14 protein-coding genes and 1 pseudogene are annotated in these 15,909 nt (G+C 38.3%); 10 read left to right on the forward strand and 5 right to left on the reverse strand.

Annotated elements, in window-relative coordinates:
* Positions 1 to 177: 177 nt before the first annotated feature.
* The 3 genes from MSBR3_RS02220 to MSBR3_RS02230 all read right to left on the reverse strand — a co-directional run bounded on the left by MSBR3_RS02220 (position 178) and on the right by MSBR3_RS02230 (position 2,685).
* Positions 178 to 759 (reverse strand): UPF0228 family protein, encoded by a 582-nt coding sequence (locus tag MSBR3_RS02220; RefSeq protein ID WP_048106163.1) that lies wholly within the window; start codon positions 757 to 759, stop codon positions 178 to 180.
* Positions 760 to 893: 134 nt separating this feature from the next.
* Positions 894 to 1,466: a GDYXXLXY domain-containing protein gene (locus MSBR3_RS02225; RefSeq protein ID WP_048106165.1), complete on the reverse strand. Its 573-nt coding sequence runs from the start codon at positions 1,464 to 1,466 to the stop codon at positions 894 to 896.
* A 67-nt stretch (positions 1,467 to 1,533) separates the two neighbouring features.
* Positions 1,534 to 2,685 (reverse strand): DUF2157 domain-containing protein, encoded by a 1,152-nt coding sequence (locus MSBR3_RS02230; RefSeq protein WP_048106167.1) that lies wholly within the window; start codon positions 2,683 to 2,685, stop codon positions 1,534 to 1,536.
* 560 nt (positions 2,686 to 3,245) lie between these two features.
* Between MSBR3_RS02230 and MSBR3_RS02235 the strand changes: the two genes are divergently transcribed.
* Positions 3,246 to 4,817, forward strand: coding sequence for a sulfatase-like hydrolase/transferase (locus MSBR3_RS02235; RefSeq protein ID WP_048106169.1), 1,572 nt, complete (start codon positions 3,246 to 3,248; stop codon positions 4,815 to 4,817).
* Positions 4,818 to 4,874: 57 nt separating this feature from the next.
* Here the strand turns inward: MSBR3_RS02235 and MSBR3_RS02240 are convergent, their stop codons facing one another.
* The gene (locus MSBR3_RS02240; RefSeq protein WP_048106171.1) at positions 4,875 to 5,153 is read right to left on the reverse strand and encodes an acylphosphatase; all 279 of its coding nucleotides are present in this window, start codon (positions 5,151 to 5,153) and stop codon (positions 4,875 to 4,877) included.
* Positions 5,154 to 5,628: 475 nt separating this feature from the next.
* On the opposite strand from MSBR3_RS02240, the gene MSBR3_RS02245 reads away from it, so the two are divergent.
* The 7 genes from MSBR3_RS02245 (at position 5,629) to MSBR3_RS02275 (ending at position 12,862) form a co-directional block, all read left to right on the forward strand.
* A complete protein-coding gene (locus tag MSBR3_RS02245; protein ID WP_155396665.1) occupies positions 5,629 to 5,895 on the forward strand; it encodes a Yae1 family protein in 267 nt (88 codons plus the stop codon).
* 203 nt (positions 5,896 to 6,098) lie between these two features.
* Complete coding sequence (locus MSBR3_RS02250) at positions 6,099 to 6,884, forward strand: DUF1614 domain-containing protein (protein WP_230627701.1); 786 nt, start codon at positions 6,099 to 6,101, stop codon at positions 6,882 to 6,884.
* 115 nt (positions 6,885 to 6,999) lie between these two features.
* A complete protein-coding gene (locus MSBR3_RS02255) occupies positions 7,000 to 7,530 on the forward strand; it encodes a YIP1 family protein (RefSeq protein ID WP_048106174.1) in 531 nt (176 codons plus the stop codon).
* Between the two features lie 264 nt (positions 7,531 to 7,794).
* Positions 7,795 to 8,052 carry a pro-sigmaK processing inhibitor BofA family protein gene (locus MSBR3_RS02260; RefSeq protein ID WP_048106175.1) on the forward strand — a complete coding sequence of 86 codons (258 nt, stop codon included), beginning with the start codon at positions 7,795 to 7,797 and terminating at the stop codon, positions 8,050 to 8,052.
* Positions 8,053 to 8,915: 863 nt separating this feature from the next.
* Positions 8,916 to 9,992, forward strand: coding sequence for a methionine synthase (locus MSBR3_RS02265; protein WP_048106176.1), 1,077 nt, complete (start codon positions 8,916 to 8,918; stop codon positions 9,990 to 9,992).
* Between the two features lie 239 nt (positions 9,993 to 10,231).
* A complete protein-coding gene (locus MSBR3_RS02270) occupies positions 10,232 to 11,458 on the forward strand; it encodes an aldo/keto reductase (protein WP_048106178.1) in 1,227 nt (408 codons plus the stop codon).
* Between the two features lie 174 nt (positions 11,459 to 11,632).
* The gene (locus MSBR3_RS02275; RefSeq protein ID WP_080942171.1) at positions 11,633 to 12,862 is read left to right on the forward strand and encodes a metallophosphoesterase; all 1,230 of its coding nucleotides are present in this window, start codon (positions 11,633 to 11,635) and stop codon (positions 12,860 to 12,862) included.
* 465 nt (positions 12,863 to 13,327) lie between these two features.
* Here MSBR3_RS02275 and MSBR3_RS02280 read toward each other — a convergent pair whose 3' ends face one another.
* Positions 13,328 to 13,798 (reverse strand): DUF3795 domain-containing protein, encoded by a 471-nt coding sequence (locus MSBR3_RS02280; protein ID WP_048106179.1) that lies wholly within the window; start codon positions 13,796 to 13,798, stop codon positions 13,328 to 13,330.
* A 295-nt stretch (positions 13,799 to 14,093) separates the two neighbouring features.
* Here MSBR3_RS02280 and MSBR3_RS02285 point away from each other — a divergent pair, with 295 nt between their 5' ends.
* Both MSBR3_RS02285 and MSBR3_RS21685 read left to right on the forward strand, forming a co-directional pair.
* The gene (locus MSBR3_RS02285) at positions 14,094 to 15,314 is read left to right on the forward strand and encodes an aspartate aminotransferase family protein (RefSeq protein ID WP_048106180.1); all 1,221 of its coding nucleotides are present in this window, start codon (positions 14,094 to 14,096) and stop codon (positions 15,312 to 15,314) included.
* Between the two features lie 41 nt (positions 15,315 to 15,355).
* Positions 15,356 to 15,514 (forward strand): annotated as a pseudogene (locus MSBR3_RS21685) (hypothetical protein); the annotation flags it as partial.
* Between the last annotated feature and the right edge of the window lie 395 nt (positions 15,515 to 15,909).

Below are 15,909 nucleotides of genomic sequence, written 5' to 3' on the forward strand. Positions count from 1 at the left end.
TTAGGCTTTTCCTAATTAAATAGTTTTTGGTTGGATAACCTTTGTTTCAGGTTTCTGCTGTAATTCTCCTGGTTGAATGCTCAGCTTTTGCTTTCTTAAACGAAATCAGAAAAAAGTTAATACAAAGTGGAGTAGCGATATTTTTTCACTCGTTACAGCTAAAAAGTTATTTATTCTTTACCCTTCAATATAGTCAGGACTTACAACCAAAACTTTCTCATTCATTTCAAGTTCGTTTTTTATTTTGACTGCCTCGTCTTTCAAGATATAATCCTTTCCCAATATCCAATCCTTTGATCCGTCTCCAAAGCGGACAAGACATAAAACAGATTTTTTTACCTGAAGATTATTATCTTCCATAATCTCAAGGAAATTTTCATCCTGTATAGCTTGTTTAGTTACTGTGATTATGTAATAATCTCCTTTCTTAAAATCAGAGAATATAGGATCAGTCCAATTTTCCTTTTTCCTTAATTCGTCTCTTACATTGACTATTTTATCTTCATTTACCACTATATAGTATCTACTTGACATAATGTCAGAATTGTAATCTATGCTATAGTTTATGGGCATATTGGAATTTTTAAGAATACTTTTAACTTCCTGCTCAGTAGTCCCATCTTCAAATTCGATGAGAAAGCCACCTACCTGCGGTTTATGAGCCACAGTTTCCTTATTAGCTGATGTTTTTATAAATATCCCCAAAAGAACTACAAGACCTAGAAAAAGAGTTAAAATGATCACTAACTTTTTATCCATATTAACCAACCACTTAAAAAGATAAGGAGCTTTAGCCCTTCACATGATGTATATACGGTTAATTTCTCGATCCAGCCTTTCCATAGTAAAAAACCGGATCTAACTTTTCCAAGACTTTTTTGAAAAAGCTTGCTTTAAAACTCAGTCTCCTTTCCGTCAATCAATAAACTCTTAATTACGGTGTTTCCGTATTTGTCAATGATAATTTTTGCATCAACTTCTGTTTTCCCGGTCCTTTGTGCCTTTTCTATCTCCATTCCCTTGCCTTCGGGAACAAAATAACTTTCAATGCCGTAGTCGACCCGAAGCTCCTTAATGGTTTCTTCTGTCGTAACACCTGATTCGTCGGTTTCCCAGTCGTATAGAATATCTTTTACCTTGCCTTTGATGTAAAGTCCGTCCTCAGGTGGAGTAGTATAAATTTTTTTAGGTACGCCGTATCCGTTTTTCAGTTCAAGTGCCAGATATACTGGTTCGTCATTATAAAAGTAAGATTCTTCAGATGGAAGCTTTTCCATATTCAGGTTGCTGATTTCGTAGTTAAGGGTCACGTAGTCTCCCCTGAAAAGGTCTTTTGGGTCTACTGGTAAGGTTTTGAGCAGAACCTCAGTGCCGGTCCTGAGAGTATACTCCTTATAAGCAATAAAGCCTGAAAAAATCAGGAGCCAGAAAACTATGGTAAGGTAAAGGATTTTTTTCTGGTTCATTTGCAGCCTCTCCCTGTTTCTGGAAGGTTCGTGGGTTCAAAGCTTCTGGTTATAAGAGTGCAGTTTTTCATTGTCCCGCTCCTGCAAACTGAGCTTTTAATTCTCTTCTTTTCCTTTCCAGTACCACACTTAACGTCAGCAGAATAAGGCCCCCAATCATGAAAAAGAACGATCTTGGAAGAAGGTCCCAGAAAAAATCGAAATATCTTGCAATAATCAAGGGTACAAACCAGAACATTGCAGTATTAACTATCCCGATATCTTCTGTGCTGTACCCTGCATAGAGGAGCAGAACCAGAAGCCCGAGGAAAACAAGATTAAAAAAGCCCGCACAGGCCTCTTCTGACACCTGAGTGTTTGCAGCTATCAGAGTAAATCCTGCCATCAAAAATGAGATTACGGCCATGCTCGTATCTGTCTGGAAACCTGCAAGCTTTGATCGAAGTGATTTAGAAAGCAAGACTACCAGAAAAAGAATTCCCAGGAAAGCGTAAATAACCGGAACAATTTCTTCATTTTTTGATTCCCATAACCCGAAGGTGTACATGAACAGTGCAAGGAGTACAGCTTGCAGTCCCATGAACTTAAAAATTGGTGCAGCATATTTCGCTTTTGCTGATAGCTCATGCAAAGTTCCTGCAAAATAAAGGGCAATACCTGAGATAAGGTAGAGGTCTAGAAAATTTATCAATTCACCGAAACTATTTCTTTCGCTGTACAGAAGGCCTACCCATATGTAAAAAAGCAAAGAACAAAGCCCGGCAACCGCAATAGACCTGTAACCGTATATAAGTGGAGAAACTCCAAAAAGCCATATCAAGACAAGGGTGCTATTATTAGCGTTGCTGTTGTAAATCTGGGCAATTAAGAAGAGGCTTGCTCCAAAAAACAGAGCTGAGAGGAAAAGCAGAGCAGAACCCAGCCTCGGATATTTCTGGTTTTCATATTTCAAGTGATAACCAGTATAATGTATGCTTAGAGTGCTTCCTGCAAGCAGCAGAATCTTTACAGTATCTCCGATTTTCTCCCAGTTGGAAGCTACAAAGAGTATGGCACCAATCCCGATTAAAATCGCCCCTATGGTTGAGAAGGCAATAATTTGTTTTTTTGACCTGTGTTCTGTTTTATATTCCTCAATGTCCGCCCTCATTTTCTCAGCCTGGGCGTGAGTAATCGTGCCTTCTTCCAGCCATTTTTGGATCAGATCCTGGTCAAACATACACTAATTCTATTAATGTGACTATATAAATAATTTTAGATTGATTATGACATAATTTTTTCTCTTTGTCCGGAAGCTTACCAGATGAAACTACTCTATTATGTAGTGTAGCATCTAATATTCTGAAATTTTTCAAGATTTTGAACCGGCAGAAACACCACTAGGTCATGTGCCCAAAAAGCAAATCTGGAAAAGCGGACATGCAGTAGAAACATTAGAAACATATTACATCAAAAAGAAAGGATGTAAAGAGAATTGATAAATTATTGATAAATTATTGATAAATTATTGATAAATTATTAATAAATGTAAATGAAGCAACCTGCGCCTTCTTTTCTCAGACATTTTTCTCTGTTCTGCATTAACGGTATGGAGATTTAAACGAAACCAAAAAGAGACGAAGGTTCATTCCTCTCTTACTTAAACTCATGAGATTCATAATTCTTTACGCTCATCATGTAATAAAGCCGGAAAGTAATACAGAACATCCACAGGACATCCGCATAAAGTTTGTCTTTAAAAGGTAAACTCTTTATAGGTTAGAACTAAAATAATTTATAATGTCCCAGGCCGTCAGAAAACCCAAGTCTCTCTCAGTTCTGTTTTTTCTTATAACACTTATTGCTTTTTCCATTTTTCCATCCCCTGCCTCCGGGCTCACCGAGGTGGAAGTAAATCCTGTTAACACACCTCAGGGTGCGGTCGTACTGATCGTAGATGGCCTGAGTGCACCTTTTATCTATCCGGAACTTACACCGCATGCACTCGATGGCACACCTCTTGAGAAAGCCAAACTTAAAAATCTCCCTATAATCAGTAAAGAAAGTGCCAGAATTCTGGAACTTCGTGCCCCTCAAACCTTTACCGAAGGAGGACATTCGGTCCTTGTCACGGGAAATCCGGGTGCAGACAGTGAACTTGTAAGCTTTAAAGATGCCACTATTTTCGATATGCTACACAAGGAAGGTTATCTTTGTATTGCAGCTATGGAAAGAGGGGACTCTTGGTCGATTCGTGCCGAGCAGGATGCCATTCTCAGAGATGAAAATAACTCAATAAGTAATATGAAAATTGTCCTTGAGCAACCCGAACCTTCTTCTGATAATCCTGAGGTACCGGAAGGACTCTTACAGGTTATGAAAAAGACAGCTGATAAAGCACCAGGATATATCAAATCCAAAGAGACCCGTGAAAAGTACAGCGGATACAACCGATGGGGAGTAGAAACTGCATGCAGTATTGTTGAATATATGGCAAAAAACAGACCGGAGCAAAAATACCTGCTCACTATCAATGTAGGCGCTGTAGATTCAAGCGGACACCACCGGGATAATTATGGGTATGTGGACTGCATCGAATGTCTTGATACCGATATTTCCCCACTTTATGAACTCTGCAAGAAAAATAACCTTGCCTTTTTGCTGACAGCAGACCATGGAATGGGTTTTTCCAAAGATGATTCCAAAGGTGGGCACCAATCCGAAAAATTTACGGAAACCGATGAAGCACAACTCGTTCCTCTTATAGTGCATGCCCAGGATGTTGAAAGCGGAATTATCAAGGGAAAGCATGGCCAGGAAGACTTTGCCCCTACACTGCTTGGAATTCTTGATATTCCGGACCACCCAAGGTTTGCAGAAGGAAAACAGATCCTTCTGACAGGCCATGTAAACCTGAAGGTGGAACTCCCTGAAAAGGGCTCTATAGAACTCAGGAAGAATGTAAATGGAAAGGACGGGGACGTGAAAGAAGGAAACGTGAAGGAAGGAAATATTGTAACTTCCCTGCAACATGATGACGAGTTTCTCTTCCTGGGGCTTGAACCGGAAAGTAGCTATACGGTCAGGGCTTCTCTTGATTCCGGAAATAGCCTTGAAGAAGAGGAAAAAAAGCTCACTCTTGAAACCGACTCGGTGTTGAAATTCACTGAAAAAGGACAGCAAATCGAAGAAAGTAGTGAAGATAATCCGGAATCAAGTTCAGGTTCGGGAAAAAACTCTACTGCCAGTTTCCTGAAAAAGGAATCCGGAAAATCCAGTTCGAACTTAACGCGTCTGATAGGATATCTTGTGATAGGACTGGTAAATCTTGCCGGAATTGTAATTATTGCAAAAATCCTGAAAAAGGGCTGAAGAGATATCTACTATGCCTTTCCTGTGTTGTTTCTACTTTTTCGCTCAAGCCTTTTTTCAAAAGGCTTGGTCAACATTTCCAAGGGCTTCCTTAAAAGTAACATCGACATTTTCCACATGAGCAAACATGGGCCCTTTCCTGAGTTCACTTATATAGAGCTCCACAGCTTCAGGTCTGCCTTCTGCAATGATAAAAACCCTGCCGTCTCTTAAATTTTTGGGGTTAGATTCTACGCCCAGACGTTCGGCAGCATTTCTTGCAAATCTTCGAAAACCTACGCCCTGTACCCTTCCTGATACAAGGATTTCCGCCCGTACAGTTTCTTCAGAGGTCACAAATGGCTATTTTGAATAACCCTGATTTATAGTTATGGTTGTTTATGGTGGGGAAGTTCGGAGGGAAGCGATTTTTGGAATAAAGGAAAAGTTTGACTAATAAACAAGAAAAATAAGGAAATTCGCTGTCCATTTTTAAAACGATGTTTGAATCTGTTAGAGTACAGTAAAGAAACTATTTTTAACCAAGTATAGAGTCACTGGGTAAGTTGTATGGATTCAAAAGAAGTTTTCAGTGTAGATATGCTTCATTGCTTGCAGCAGAGTGCGCCAGTGAAGCTTTGATTATCTGTTCTGAAATAAATTTTCTAAGAGATTTTAGAATACTATCTGTAATAACCTTGTATGCTTCAAAGGTTATGTTAAAGATCTGACTCTTATGCACTAACCTGATTCGAGTGTTTGACTGAAAAAAGATGGTTTGAAAGGAGTACTATTTTGGATAGTTGATTAAGTTGGATGGTTGGATTTATGAATGATTTTTGGGTGCGATGATGGGTGTGAAGATGGGTATGAAGATGGGTATGAAGATGGGTGTGAAGATGGGTATGAAGATGGGTATGAAGATGGGTATGAAGATGGGTATGAAGATGGGTATGAAGATGGGTATGAAGATGGGTATGAAGATGGGTATGAAGATGGGTATGAAGATGGGTATGAAGATGCCTTCGTTAATACTAATGTCGTCGAGTACTCTATGGAGCCTATAATAATTCTAGAAAGAAGGTATTTTGATTTCTAATAAGGGAATTCTAGTAAGATAAAAGAGATAATATTGGTTGCCCTGTAAACTGGTATCGAAATAAGATCAATTACATTCGTATAATTCGGGAGAGGGTACGGCATCCTAATTAGTATCAACCAAGTTCAGCCTGGGCCATAAATAGTTATCTATTGTAAAAAGATATATAAATAACCCCGCTAAAATTCTATGAGGTGTTTAGATTGCTCGGTTTCCTTTATCCTCCGATACTTGAATTGCCCTTAGCCATAATCCTTCTGCTTCTTATTATTACAATTCCTCTAATCGTTATCTACTTATTCCTAAGGCTCACAGAGGCGGCCTTTGAGGAGATAGGCTTCGATCACTGGCATGCAACTCTCGCTGTCTTCGGCTCGTTCATAGGAAGCCTGATTAATATACCGCTTTATGCAGGCACTATAAGCTCCTATCCCGGATGGTACATAACACTTGCCAGTATCTTTGCTCCAGGGTTCCCGACGACCTTCCATCCCTTATATTTAGCTATAAACGTGGGAGGGGCAATAGTACCTCTTATTATATCTGCCCACCTTGTTTTGACTCGTAGGGTATCGGCTTCCAAGGCAGGTGCAGGGATTCTGGTTGTAGCATTAATAACTTATGTTTTAGCACAGCCTGTGGCAGGTAAGGGAATAGTTCTTCCCTTCTGGGTGTCTCCCGTATTAGCGGTAATTTGCAGTCTAGTCTTATTACGAGGTTATTGTGGCGCACCATCGCTTGCATATATAAGCGGCTCGATAGGAACCCTCCTGGGTGCAGATGTTATGAATATTCTGACTCCAGGAGTACTCCCTGCTCTCTCACCAGTAGGATTGCAGACTTCAAAGTCATTAGTCCTATCCATAGGAGGAGCGGGCGTATTTGATGGCATATTCTTAACAGGAATATTGGCTGTGCTCTTCGCCTCAGGAATAGTACGCTTTTTCCATGGATCATGCGAAGGTGTAAGAATGCACAGAAATACATAACTAAAAAAGCTATTGATTATCATTCCTTCATGAATTAAGTCTTACTTTTCATCATGATTCAATCTAAAGACAGTTTCAATAAATTTATTTATCATCAATTCAATTTCTAATTAAGATGAACTATATCAAAACCTGGAAAGAGGTTATCCTGAAACCAGCTGAATTTTTCATGAAAATGCCTACGAGTGGAGGATACGCTGATCCCCTTACTTTTGCAGCAATCAGCTATATCATATCCTGGCTTTTATCTCTACTTGTTTTCTTCAGTGTGTTAACAATGGAAGATTCGGGATTTAGCTTTTCCGAATTTGGCCGTATTTCTATGATAGTGGGAGTAGGACTTTTTTTAGTATTCGTTTCTCTTCTTATCCTATCTCTAATCGCTAATCTCCTTTATAGGGCGCTTGGAGGAACTGGAAGTTATGAAGGTACCGTAAGATTTGCATCATATGCAAGTGCTGCATTGGTATTTTTAGCAGTTCCTTATGTCGTCTCAGTCGCTGTAGTTTACGAGATGTGTCTTCTTATTATGGGTGGTATGTTTGTGCATAATGTAAGTATGAGAAAATCCATAATAGCAGTATTTCTAAGCTTTTTCCTACCATCAACTATCTGGACGCTAGCTATCTTATTTGGCTTTGTATAACAAAAAATTACTCGATAATTCACGTTGAATGTTATAAAGCTACTATAAGCCATCTACACATTACATACACGATCGATAGCAGGTTTTCAGGATATTGGTGAATAATTATATCCAGAGTATACAAAATAATTAGCGAAGGTTGTTAAGGTCGTTTCACGAAGACTGTTTAAGCATTGAATTTCCTTCAAAATAAGAAATAGTAGAAGCTTTAGAATCCAAAAATCAATGATAGTTATAAATGAATTGAATTTCTAAATAGAAATTATGGCATTTACAATTATAGAAATCTCAACGCTATTTCTGGCAATTATAATAGCTGTTGTATTATACGTAATTCTTAAGAACGGTACTCAGCTTGCTATGAATGCTGTACTTGGAATTTTAGTCTTAGCTGCAGCAAAATTTTTATTTGGGATTAAAATCGCAATAACATTATTAACTGTCTTGATTTGCGCAATTGGAGGTATTTTTGGAGCACTTTTAATTATCATATTGAACTATCTTGGAATAGCTTTTGTATAACCAATGAAAAACTTTATGCAATTTTATTTCCCGTATTAAGGTAGTCTGGTTGTAAGATACCCATACCATACGCATAGTTTGCGTTTGGTTTTCTGGATATTAGTGGATAAATGGGGATAAATATTACCAGGCTCACAAGCCATAGGCTACTTTTGGCTCTTTAGAAAGTCTCTTTCGTAGAACTTGTCAAGAATTTTTAATTGAATCTTTTTAGCATCAAATCTTAAGCTTTGATTTAATTTTAAGGTGCACGTTTGGATAGGACTTTTACAGAGCCACTTTTTTCAACAGCGATAATATTTTCAAAATATTTTCCGTATCATAGGATCTAGTATCATAGGATCTAGTATCATAGGATCTAGTATCATAGGACCTAGTATCATAGGACCTAGTATCATAGGACCTATTGACATCTCCAAATTCGATATTTGGTGAGATAAGTTTGAGTTTTGGGATAGGCTCTTTGGTTATTTCTGCTAAGCTGCATCTGTTTTCTAAGCTTACCTGCTTACAGGTAAGTAATTGTACGTAACGAAAAAAATAGAGTGAAAAACGAATGTGTTAGTATTCCGGAAAATATCAACGGATTATTGAGGGACAACCCTAATTACTTTCTAAACAGAAAATAACTTTGTTCAATAGTTAAAAATAAATTGCGAAAATCAATAGTTCTTCGGTTTTCAGTCAAACAGCAACCAAAAAGAAACTGTTTTAGACATTAATCTTATCAGAACTAAGGTGTTGGGCAATTGACAGGTCAAGAGAAAGGTCAAGAGAAGATGGACAAACCAAATTCGAAATTCTAACTTTATTACGAGAATAATTCCAATACCTATAAAACTTCAACTCTCTTAATACCAAGCATGAAGGGGATTATTTTTATCGATGAAGGCAGCCTTCCCACACCTGAAGGTATCACACGGGAGTGGGTAAAGGCAGCAGCTGAAAATCGAAATGAAGATGAAAAACTCTTTTCTGTAGTAAGGGAGGCTTTCCGGAGGAAAATCGACGTGGGGATACATGTGCCCACTTATCCTCAGTTTAGAGATATGATAGGGCAGTTTCTGGACATCATCAAGGATGAAAAGAACTGTTCTGAGCCTTATGTACTGAAAGAGGAAAATGCAAAGATCCTTGAGCTGGAAATAATTGACGAGATTGCAAAACACTACAAAGAAAAGACAGGAAAGACTCTTGAAGTCAGGGTTTGTGTTGCAGGCCCTACAGACCTCTATCTTCAGGCCTTCGGGGCAACTGATTATGTGGACGCTTATAATATCCTTGCACTGGATATCGAAAAATTCATTAAACAGGCGTTTAAAACAGCAAAAAATTTTAAAATTAAAGTTATAGCTCTGGACGAAATCAGCCTGGGATTAAATGATAAGATTCAGTTTTCTGACTCTGATATCATATCGGCTCTTTCAGTTGCCTCTACCTATGCTCGGCAGCAAGGAGCAGACATGGAAATTCATCTGTATTCTCCTTTGAAATATAAGCTTATATGCGAGACCCCTATCAATGTCATTGGATTTGAATATGCGGGAACTCCTTCCTACCTCGATCTTCTGGACAGAAAAGTACTGGAGGATTCAAATACTTATGTAGGAGTTGGAATCTCAAGAACTGACATTTTCAGTCTTATAAGCATTATCAATGAAAAGTATAGAGTTAATGCCTGGAAGGAAAAAGAATATCTGCAAAAAATCGTAACTGAGCTGGAGACTCCAGACGTTATAAAAAAGAGACTTGAAACGGCTTTTTCCGTTCTTGGGGATCGCATAAAGTATGCGAATCCGGACTGCGGACTGGCGTTCTGGCCGGATCAGGACCTTGCTTTCAAGCTGCTTGAAAATACGGCAAAAGCCATTAATGAATTTAATGCAGAAAGGAAACCAGTAAATAAATTAAACTGGGAAGAGATTATACGTGAATTATAACGATTTTACATAATAACATTTAGCAAAAATAGGGACGAAAAACTTAAAAAATATGAGTGATCAGTCAATCAGAAAGAATTCAAACATTACTGAACTACAATTCAAACATTACTGAACTAACAATTCAAACATTACTGAACTAACAATTCAAACATTACTGAACTAACAATTCAAACATTACTGAACTAACAATTGAAAACACAGCACGAATTCGTTTGAAAGCCATAGGAGAAAGAAAGATGTTATACAGAAAAGTGCCTAAGAATGAAGACGAACTTTCAGTATTAGGATTCGGGTGTATGCGTCTTCCTATCAAAGAAGATGGGACTATAGATGAAAAAAGAGCGACAAACCAGGTACGTTATGCAATCGACCACGGAGTAAATTACATCGATACAGCCTGGCCTTATCACATGGGAGAAAGCGAGCCTTTCCTTGGCCATGCCCTTGCGGATGGATATCGAGCAAAGGTTAAACTTGCTACAAAGCTTCCATCCTGGCTCATAAAAAGTCGAGAAGATATGGATAGTTTCCTCAATGCTCAGTTAAAGAGACTCAACACGGACCATATTGATTATTATCTGGTCCATGGTCTTGCGGGAGAAGTATGGGATAAACTTGAGCCTCTTGGTATAACCGATTTCCTTGATGAGGCAAAAGCCGATGGACGTATTGTCAATGCAGGTTTTTCTTTCCACGGCTCAATTGAGGATTTCAAATGGATTGTCGATGCATATCCCTGGAAGTTCTGCCAGATTCAGTATAATTTCATGGACGAGAAGCACCAGGCAGGAACAGAAGGGCTTAAATATGCGGCTTCAAAGAGTCTGGGAATTATTATCATGGAGCCTCTGCTAGGAGGCAATCTGGCCAACCGAGTTCCCTCTGAAGTTAAGGAAATCTGGAACGAAGCATCCGTAAAACGTACACCAGCAGAATGGGCACTTCGCTGGATTTGGAACCATCCGGAAGTCACAACTGTGCTTTCAGGCATGAGTGAGGAAGCCCAAATAGAGGAGAACTTGAAAACAGCAGATGAAGCCTATCCTAACTCATTGACTGAAGCCGAACTGCAGCTTGTTAGCAGAGTTGAGCAAAAGTACCGTCAGCTCATAAAAATTGGCTGTACTGGCTGTCAGTATTGCATGCCCTGTCCTTCAGGAGTAAGCATCCCTGAATGTTTTGATATTTATAACAACTTGCACATGTTTGGCAATGTGGATGGATCCAAATTCGCGTATGCTATGAGGATGAGCGGAGCATTCACGGACAGTGATCCTGGGGGGTTTGCTTCTCTATGTATTGAGTGCGGTCAATGTATGGAGAAATGTCCCCAGAGTCTGAAAATTCCTGACCTGCTAAAAGCTGTGGCAGAAGAGCTTGAAGGGCCTGACTTTGAGCAAAGATTGGCCATGGTAAGGCAGTCTTTAAGGAAAACTAAGCCACAAAACAATACACAGGACTAATCATACTAAATAGTCACAACACTTTTCAGATATTTCCAAGAAGCTGTCTTAAGAGGGTCTCAAATTGTTATTGAGATACCTAACACTATGAATAATTTCCCATTTAATGTAAATTAGCTTCTGCTAAATATTTCGAAAAACGCCATTAAGAAAGTGTTTATGAGATAGAATATTATGACGGATAAAGTACAGAAAAACAACGTACAGAAAAACAAAGTACAGAAAAACAAAGTACAGAAGAAAAACAAAAAGATAAGTTTGATTTTTCTAGCTATTTTAAGTATTTTTATCTCTGTCTATGTTGCAGGAAACTATTATGTAGGTTTACGTTTTTTTCAATCATTAACCAATTTTATTGAACCTCACTCTTTGCTTTACTGGACCTGCTATTCACTTCTTGCAACATCATTTTTTGCATCCAGGTTAGGAAAAAGATTTTGTCCTGGATATGTTAATGATTTAATCTCTGTAACGGGCGATTACTGGCTGGGTGCTGTTTACTATTCTTTTTTGATGTGGATAGTTATGGATATTCTTCATCACTTAACTAATCTCATATTTCCAACGACACAGATTATTCAATACCCATCATTTTACTGGGGTTTTTTAGTTTTATCCCTGGTCTTTCTTCTTTTAATATATGGAACCTGGAATGCAAACAGTCCACAAGTTGTGCATTATGATATTACCATTAAAAAAAGAGTACAAAATTTATCAGAAATTCATGTTGTTATGGTATCCGACATACACCTTGGGCTGGTAGTTGATAATGATCGTCTTGATGCAATGGTTAGTAGAATCAACGAGCTTGATCCAGATATTGTGATTCTTGCCGGGGATATCATAGATGAGGATGTAAGATTCTTTGCCAATAGTAAAATGCCGGAAATACTGAAAAAACTAAGATCCAGGTACGGTGTGTATGCAGTTCTTGGAAACCATGAATATATTAGCGGCAATAGTGAGCTAGCCATTGAATATTTGCAGCAGGCTGGGATTAATGTGCTGGTTGATGAGTGCATGAAAATAAACAATCAATTTTATATAATTGGCCGAGATGATCGCACGGCTGGTCGTATGTTCGGAAAATCACGTCTTGAGCTATCTAGCCTTATAGAAGAAATCGACAATAATCTCCCGATTATTCTGTTGGATCACCAACCCATTAATCTGGATGAAGGACAGCGAAATGGAGTCGACTTACAATTATCTGGTCATACGCATAACGGACAATTTTTTCCCAATAATCTGATTGCCAAGCATATATTTGAAAACAGTTGGGGCTATTTGAGAAAAGGAGAATATCAGATAGTTGTCTCCTCTGGATTCGGTACATGGGGTCCACCAATCAGGATTGGAAGCCACTCTGAAATTACAGATCTAACTATTTACTTCGAAAAATAGATGTTTACTCTCTTAAAATAGATGTTTGCTTTCTTATGACTTATGCGGTTGAATGAAAAACTAATATGATTAAACTTCTTAACTGACTAAAAGGTGTCTTTTATCATGGCGTTTTTTAAATTCCCGTTTAGGAGATGCAGTTTTAAGTTATAGGATAGGCTCTCTAAGAATGGAAAAGCTAATTTCAAAGATTGAGTAAAAAAGTCGCTGTAATTATAATATATGGCTTTTTTATTTGAACCGATAGTGGAGATAAGTGTTCTAAGTGAATGAATAAAAATTTTGATCGAGAAATTAGTTTGTTTTCTTTTCAATTCTTTATTCACTTTTTCGGTCAGCTGGGTCTCCTACTCATCCCAAAATAGACCAAATAGGAACTAGACCAAGTCGGAGAAGGAAAAAATCCGTAACTGGTGAGAATGAATTGATCTCATAAAATTATGGGTTTTATTCTATGGTTTTATTTTATGATTTTGTTTTTTCAGCACTTTCTTTTTGCCACCTATAATGGATTCCGCGTTTTGAAATCCAGTTTTCTGGACCGTATTTGCCAATTAAGTCTAAGTGGTAGTCTAAACTCGGATGAACGGACCTCAAATAATCAAGTTTAGTACAGCTACGGCGATCGCCACACTCCCAGCATCCGAGGTATCCTTTATCTTGCACACAGTTCCTAATCTCGCAGACAGGCTTTCCACCTCCTTCTCTGCAAGGCATAGAGCATTTTAATGATTTGATTTCCTTAAGTACCTTGATAAACACCGGATAATCTTCAAAGGCAGGATTTTTTTCAGCTTTAAGCTTTGCATATTCATCAAACTGAAGATAGGAAAGCTTTTCTTCAAGCTTATGAGCAAGATTAAACAGATCCTTGTTAGAAGGGATGCAATCGATACAACATAACCCACACCAGGCTGTGAACTTCTTTTCATTCATCTTTTTACCTCAAGAAGCACCTGTTAAGCTCAAATATGCTATCAAATATATGCTACAAGCATTCCTCTTTATAATAAAACTTCATGAAACCTGATAGTTTTCAAATGAAGACCAAAGTCTTGTAAATATTTAAAGTACATACTATTAATAAGTCCGATTTTTATAGATCAACAGATTGATAAAGTGGAATAGCTTCAATTGAGTTCAGCGATACCAAATAATTAGCCTGAGAAAATTAGTGCTCAGGTGCTATCCCTAAACTTCTTTTGGTTAGCTGTATAGGAAATGATTTGTAATGTCAAGCAAGACAACATTTGAAATAGAAGACAAGTGTCTTCCACCTTTCTTCGTGAAGCAGAAAATTTCCGTTGAAAAAGGAGATGGAGTTTACGTATGGGACGAAGAAGGAAAGATGTATATTGATTTCACGGCAGGTTGGGGTGTAACATGTATCGGTCATGCAAACCCTGTCATCACTGAAGCTTTGATTGACCAGGGAAGAAAGATAATTCAAAACCCCAATTCGGGACTTACATATTCTCCTGCACGTGCACGTCTACTTTCCTTACTCGCAGAAATCCTGCCTTCCAATCTTACAAGAGTATTTTTCACGAACAGCGGAGCTGAAGCAAATGATGCTGCCATTAAACTGGCTCGAAAGGTGACAGGAAGGTCTGACATAATTTCTACATATCAAAGCTTTCATGGGCGTACGATCAGTACAACATCTGCCACAGGTCAACCCAAGCATAGGGATAGGTATAGTCCTCTGATGCCTAATTATCGGTTCGTTCCTTATGATGACCTGGAGGCTATGAAATGTTATCTGGACGAGAATGTTGCTGCAGTAATTCTTGAACCTATTCAGGGAGAAGGCGGAGTCCACATACCTTCAGAAGGATACCTGAAAGAGGTAAGCAACCTGTGCAAGAAGAACGGAAGTTTGCTGATCGTTGATGAAATTCAAACCGGATTTTTCAGAACAGGGCCAGCTTTTGTTACAGGTTCCTGCGATGTGAAAGCAGATTTTATGACAATGGCAAAAGGGATTGCAGGTGGTTTCCCGTTTGGTGCTTTCGCCTTATCTGAGACTATTGCAAAAAAGCTTGAGATCGGCGACCATGGTGGTACATATTGTGGCAATCCTCTTGGTTGTGCCGTTTCTTACGCAGTGATAAAATACCTGATAGATAACAATATTTCCAAAAATGTAGAAGAAATTGGTTGTCTTGCCCTGAAAAGAATGAGCTTGTGGCCGGAAACTTATGGGAATATAGTTGCCGACATACGTGGAAAAGGGCTCCTTATTATGGTCGAATTCCAGAGTGAAGATATCGCCACAAATGTCAAAAATGAGTGTTTATCAAAAGGTTTATTTGTCACTCAAACTCAGGGTAACGGAATAAGGATATTTCCCGCGCTAAACATCAAGAAGGAAGAATTAGAGGAAGGCCTTCTAATTATCGAGGGTGCGGTAAAGGAAATTAGCCTTACTTTCCAAACGCTTACTTTCTAAACGCTTACTTTCTAAACGCTTACTTTCCAAATGCTTACTTTCCAAATGCTTACTTTCCAAACGCTTACTTTCCAAATGCTTACTTTCCAAACGCTTACTTTCCAAATGCCCCATTACAGCTGTCTAAGCTAACTCAGTATAAAAATGATTGGGAAGACGCGTTAAACTGGATGGATTCGGGACTTAAAAGTGGGCATTAAGAAAATCAATGCAAGCTTAATCGATATAGGTTCAATCCAATATAGGTTCAACCCTATAGGTTCTCGAGGCTTGTGTCAAAAGTCCTGAAACCATCCAGAAATCTTAAGATCTTACTTTCCGCAGATATCCTTACAATTTTCACAATTTTTTCCGTTGTCGTTTTTCTGGTAACTGCATATGAAGTGAGAAGAAAATATTTTTAAAATATCCTTCAATTTTCGACATTTTTACCTTCAGTGAAAACTTTCAGCTGGATTTTCCAAAACTTCAGTTGAGATAATAACAGGAGATTTTTGAGAAATTCTCGAAAACCGATATCAGAGAAATTGTTGTTTTTTTGAGAACATCTGCGGAAAGTCGGTAAGATCTATCCAGTTAAGTGGATAAAGATAAA

Source organism: Methanosarcina barkeri 3 (genome assembly GCF_000970305.1).
Lineage (GTDB): Archaea > Halobacteriota > Methanosarcinia > Methanosarcinales > Methanosarcinaceae > Methanosarcina > Methanosarcina barkeri_A.

Bases quoted from the DNA above. Each gene is read 5' to 3' on its own strand.
- MSBR3_RS02220 (WP_048106163.1), bottom strand. From the start codon at position 759: ATGGATAAAAAGTTAGTGATCATTTTAACTCTTTTTCTAGGTCTTGTA.
- MSBR3_RS02225 (WP_048106165.1), bottom strand. From the start codon at position 1,466: ATGAACCAGAAAAAAATCCTTTACCTTACCATAGTTTTCTGGCTCCTG.
- MSBR3_RS02230 (WP_048106167.1), bottom strand. From the start codon at position 2,685: ATGTTTGACCAGGATCTGATCCAAAAATGGCTGGAAGAAGGCACGATT.
- MSBR3_RS02235 (WP_048106169.1), top strand. From the start codon at position 3,246: ATGTCCCAGGCCGTCAGAAAACCCAAGTCTCTCTCAGTTCTGTTTTTT.
- MSBR3_RS02245 (WP_155396665.1), top strand. From the start codon at position 5,629: ATGATTTTTGGGTGCGATGATGGGTGTGAAGATGGGTATGAAGATGGG.
- MSBR3_RS02255 (WP_048106174.1), top strand. From the start codon at position 7,000: ATGAACTATATCAAAACCTGGAAAGAGGTTATCCTGAAACCAGCTGAA.
- MSBR3_RS02260 (WP_048106175.1), top strand. From the start codon at position 7,795: ATGGCATTTACAATTATAGAAATCTCAACGCTATTTCTGGCAATTATA.
- MSBR3_RS02265 (WP_048106176.1), top strand. From the start codon at position 8,916: ATGAAGGGGATTATTTTTATCGATGAAGGCAGCCTTCCCACACCTGAA.
- MSBR3_RS02270 (WP_048106178.1), top strand. From the start codon at position 10,232: ATGTTATACAGAAAAGTGCCTAAGAATGAAGACGAACTTTCAGTATTA.
- MSBR3_RS02275 (WP_080942171.1), top strand. From the start codon at position 11,633: ATGACGGATAAAGTACAGAAAAACAACGTACAGAAAAACAAAGTACAG.
- MSBR3_RS02280 (WP_048106179.1), bottom strand. From the start codon at position 13,798: ATGAATGAAAAGAAGTTCACAGCCTGGTGTGGGTTATGTTGTATCGAT.
- MSBR3_RS02285 (WP_048106180.1), top strand. From the start codon at position 14,094: ATGTCAAGCAAGACAACATTTGAAATAGAAGACAAGTGTCTTCCACCT.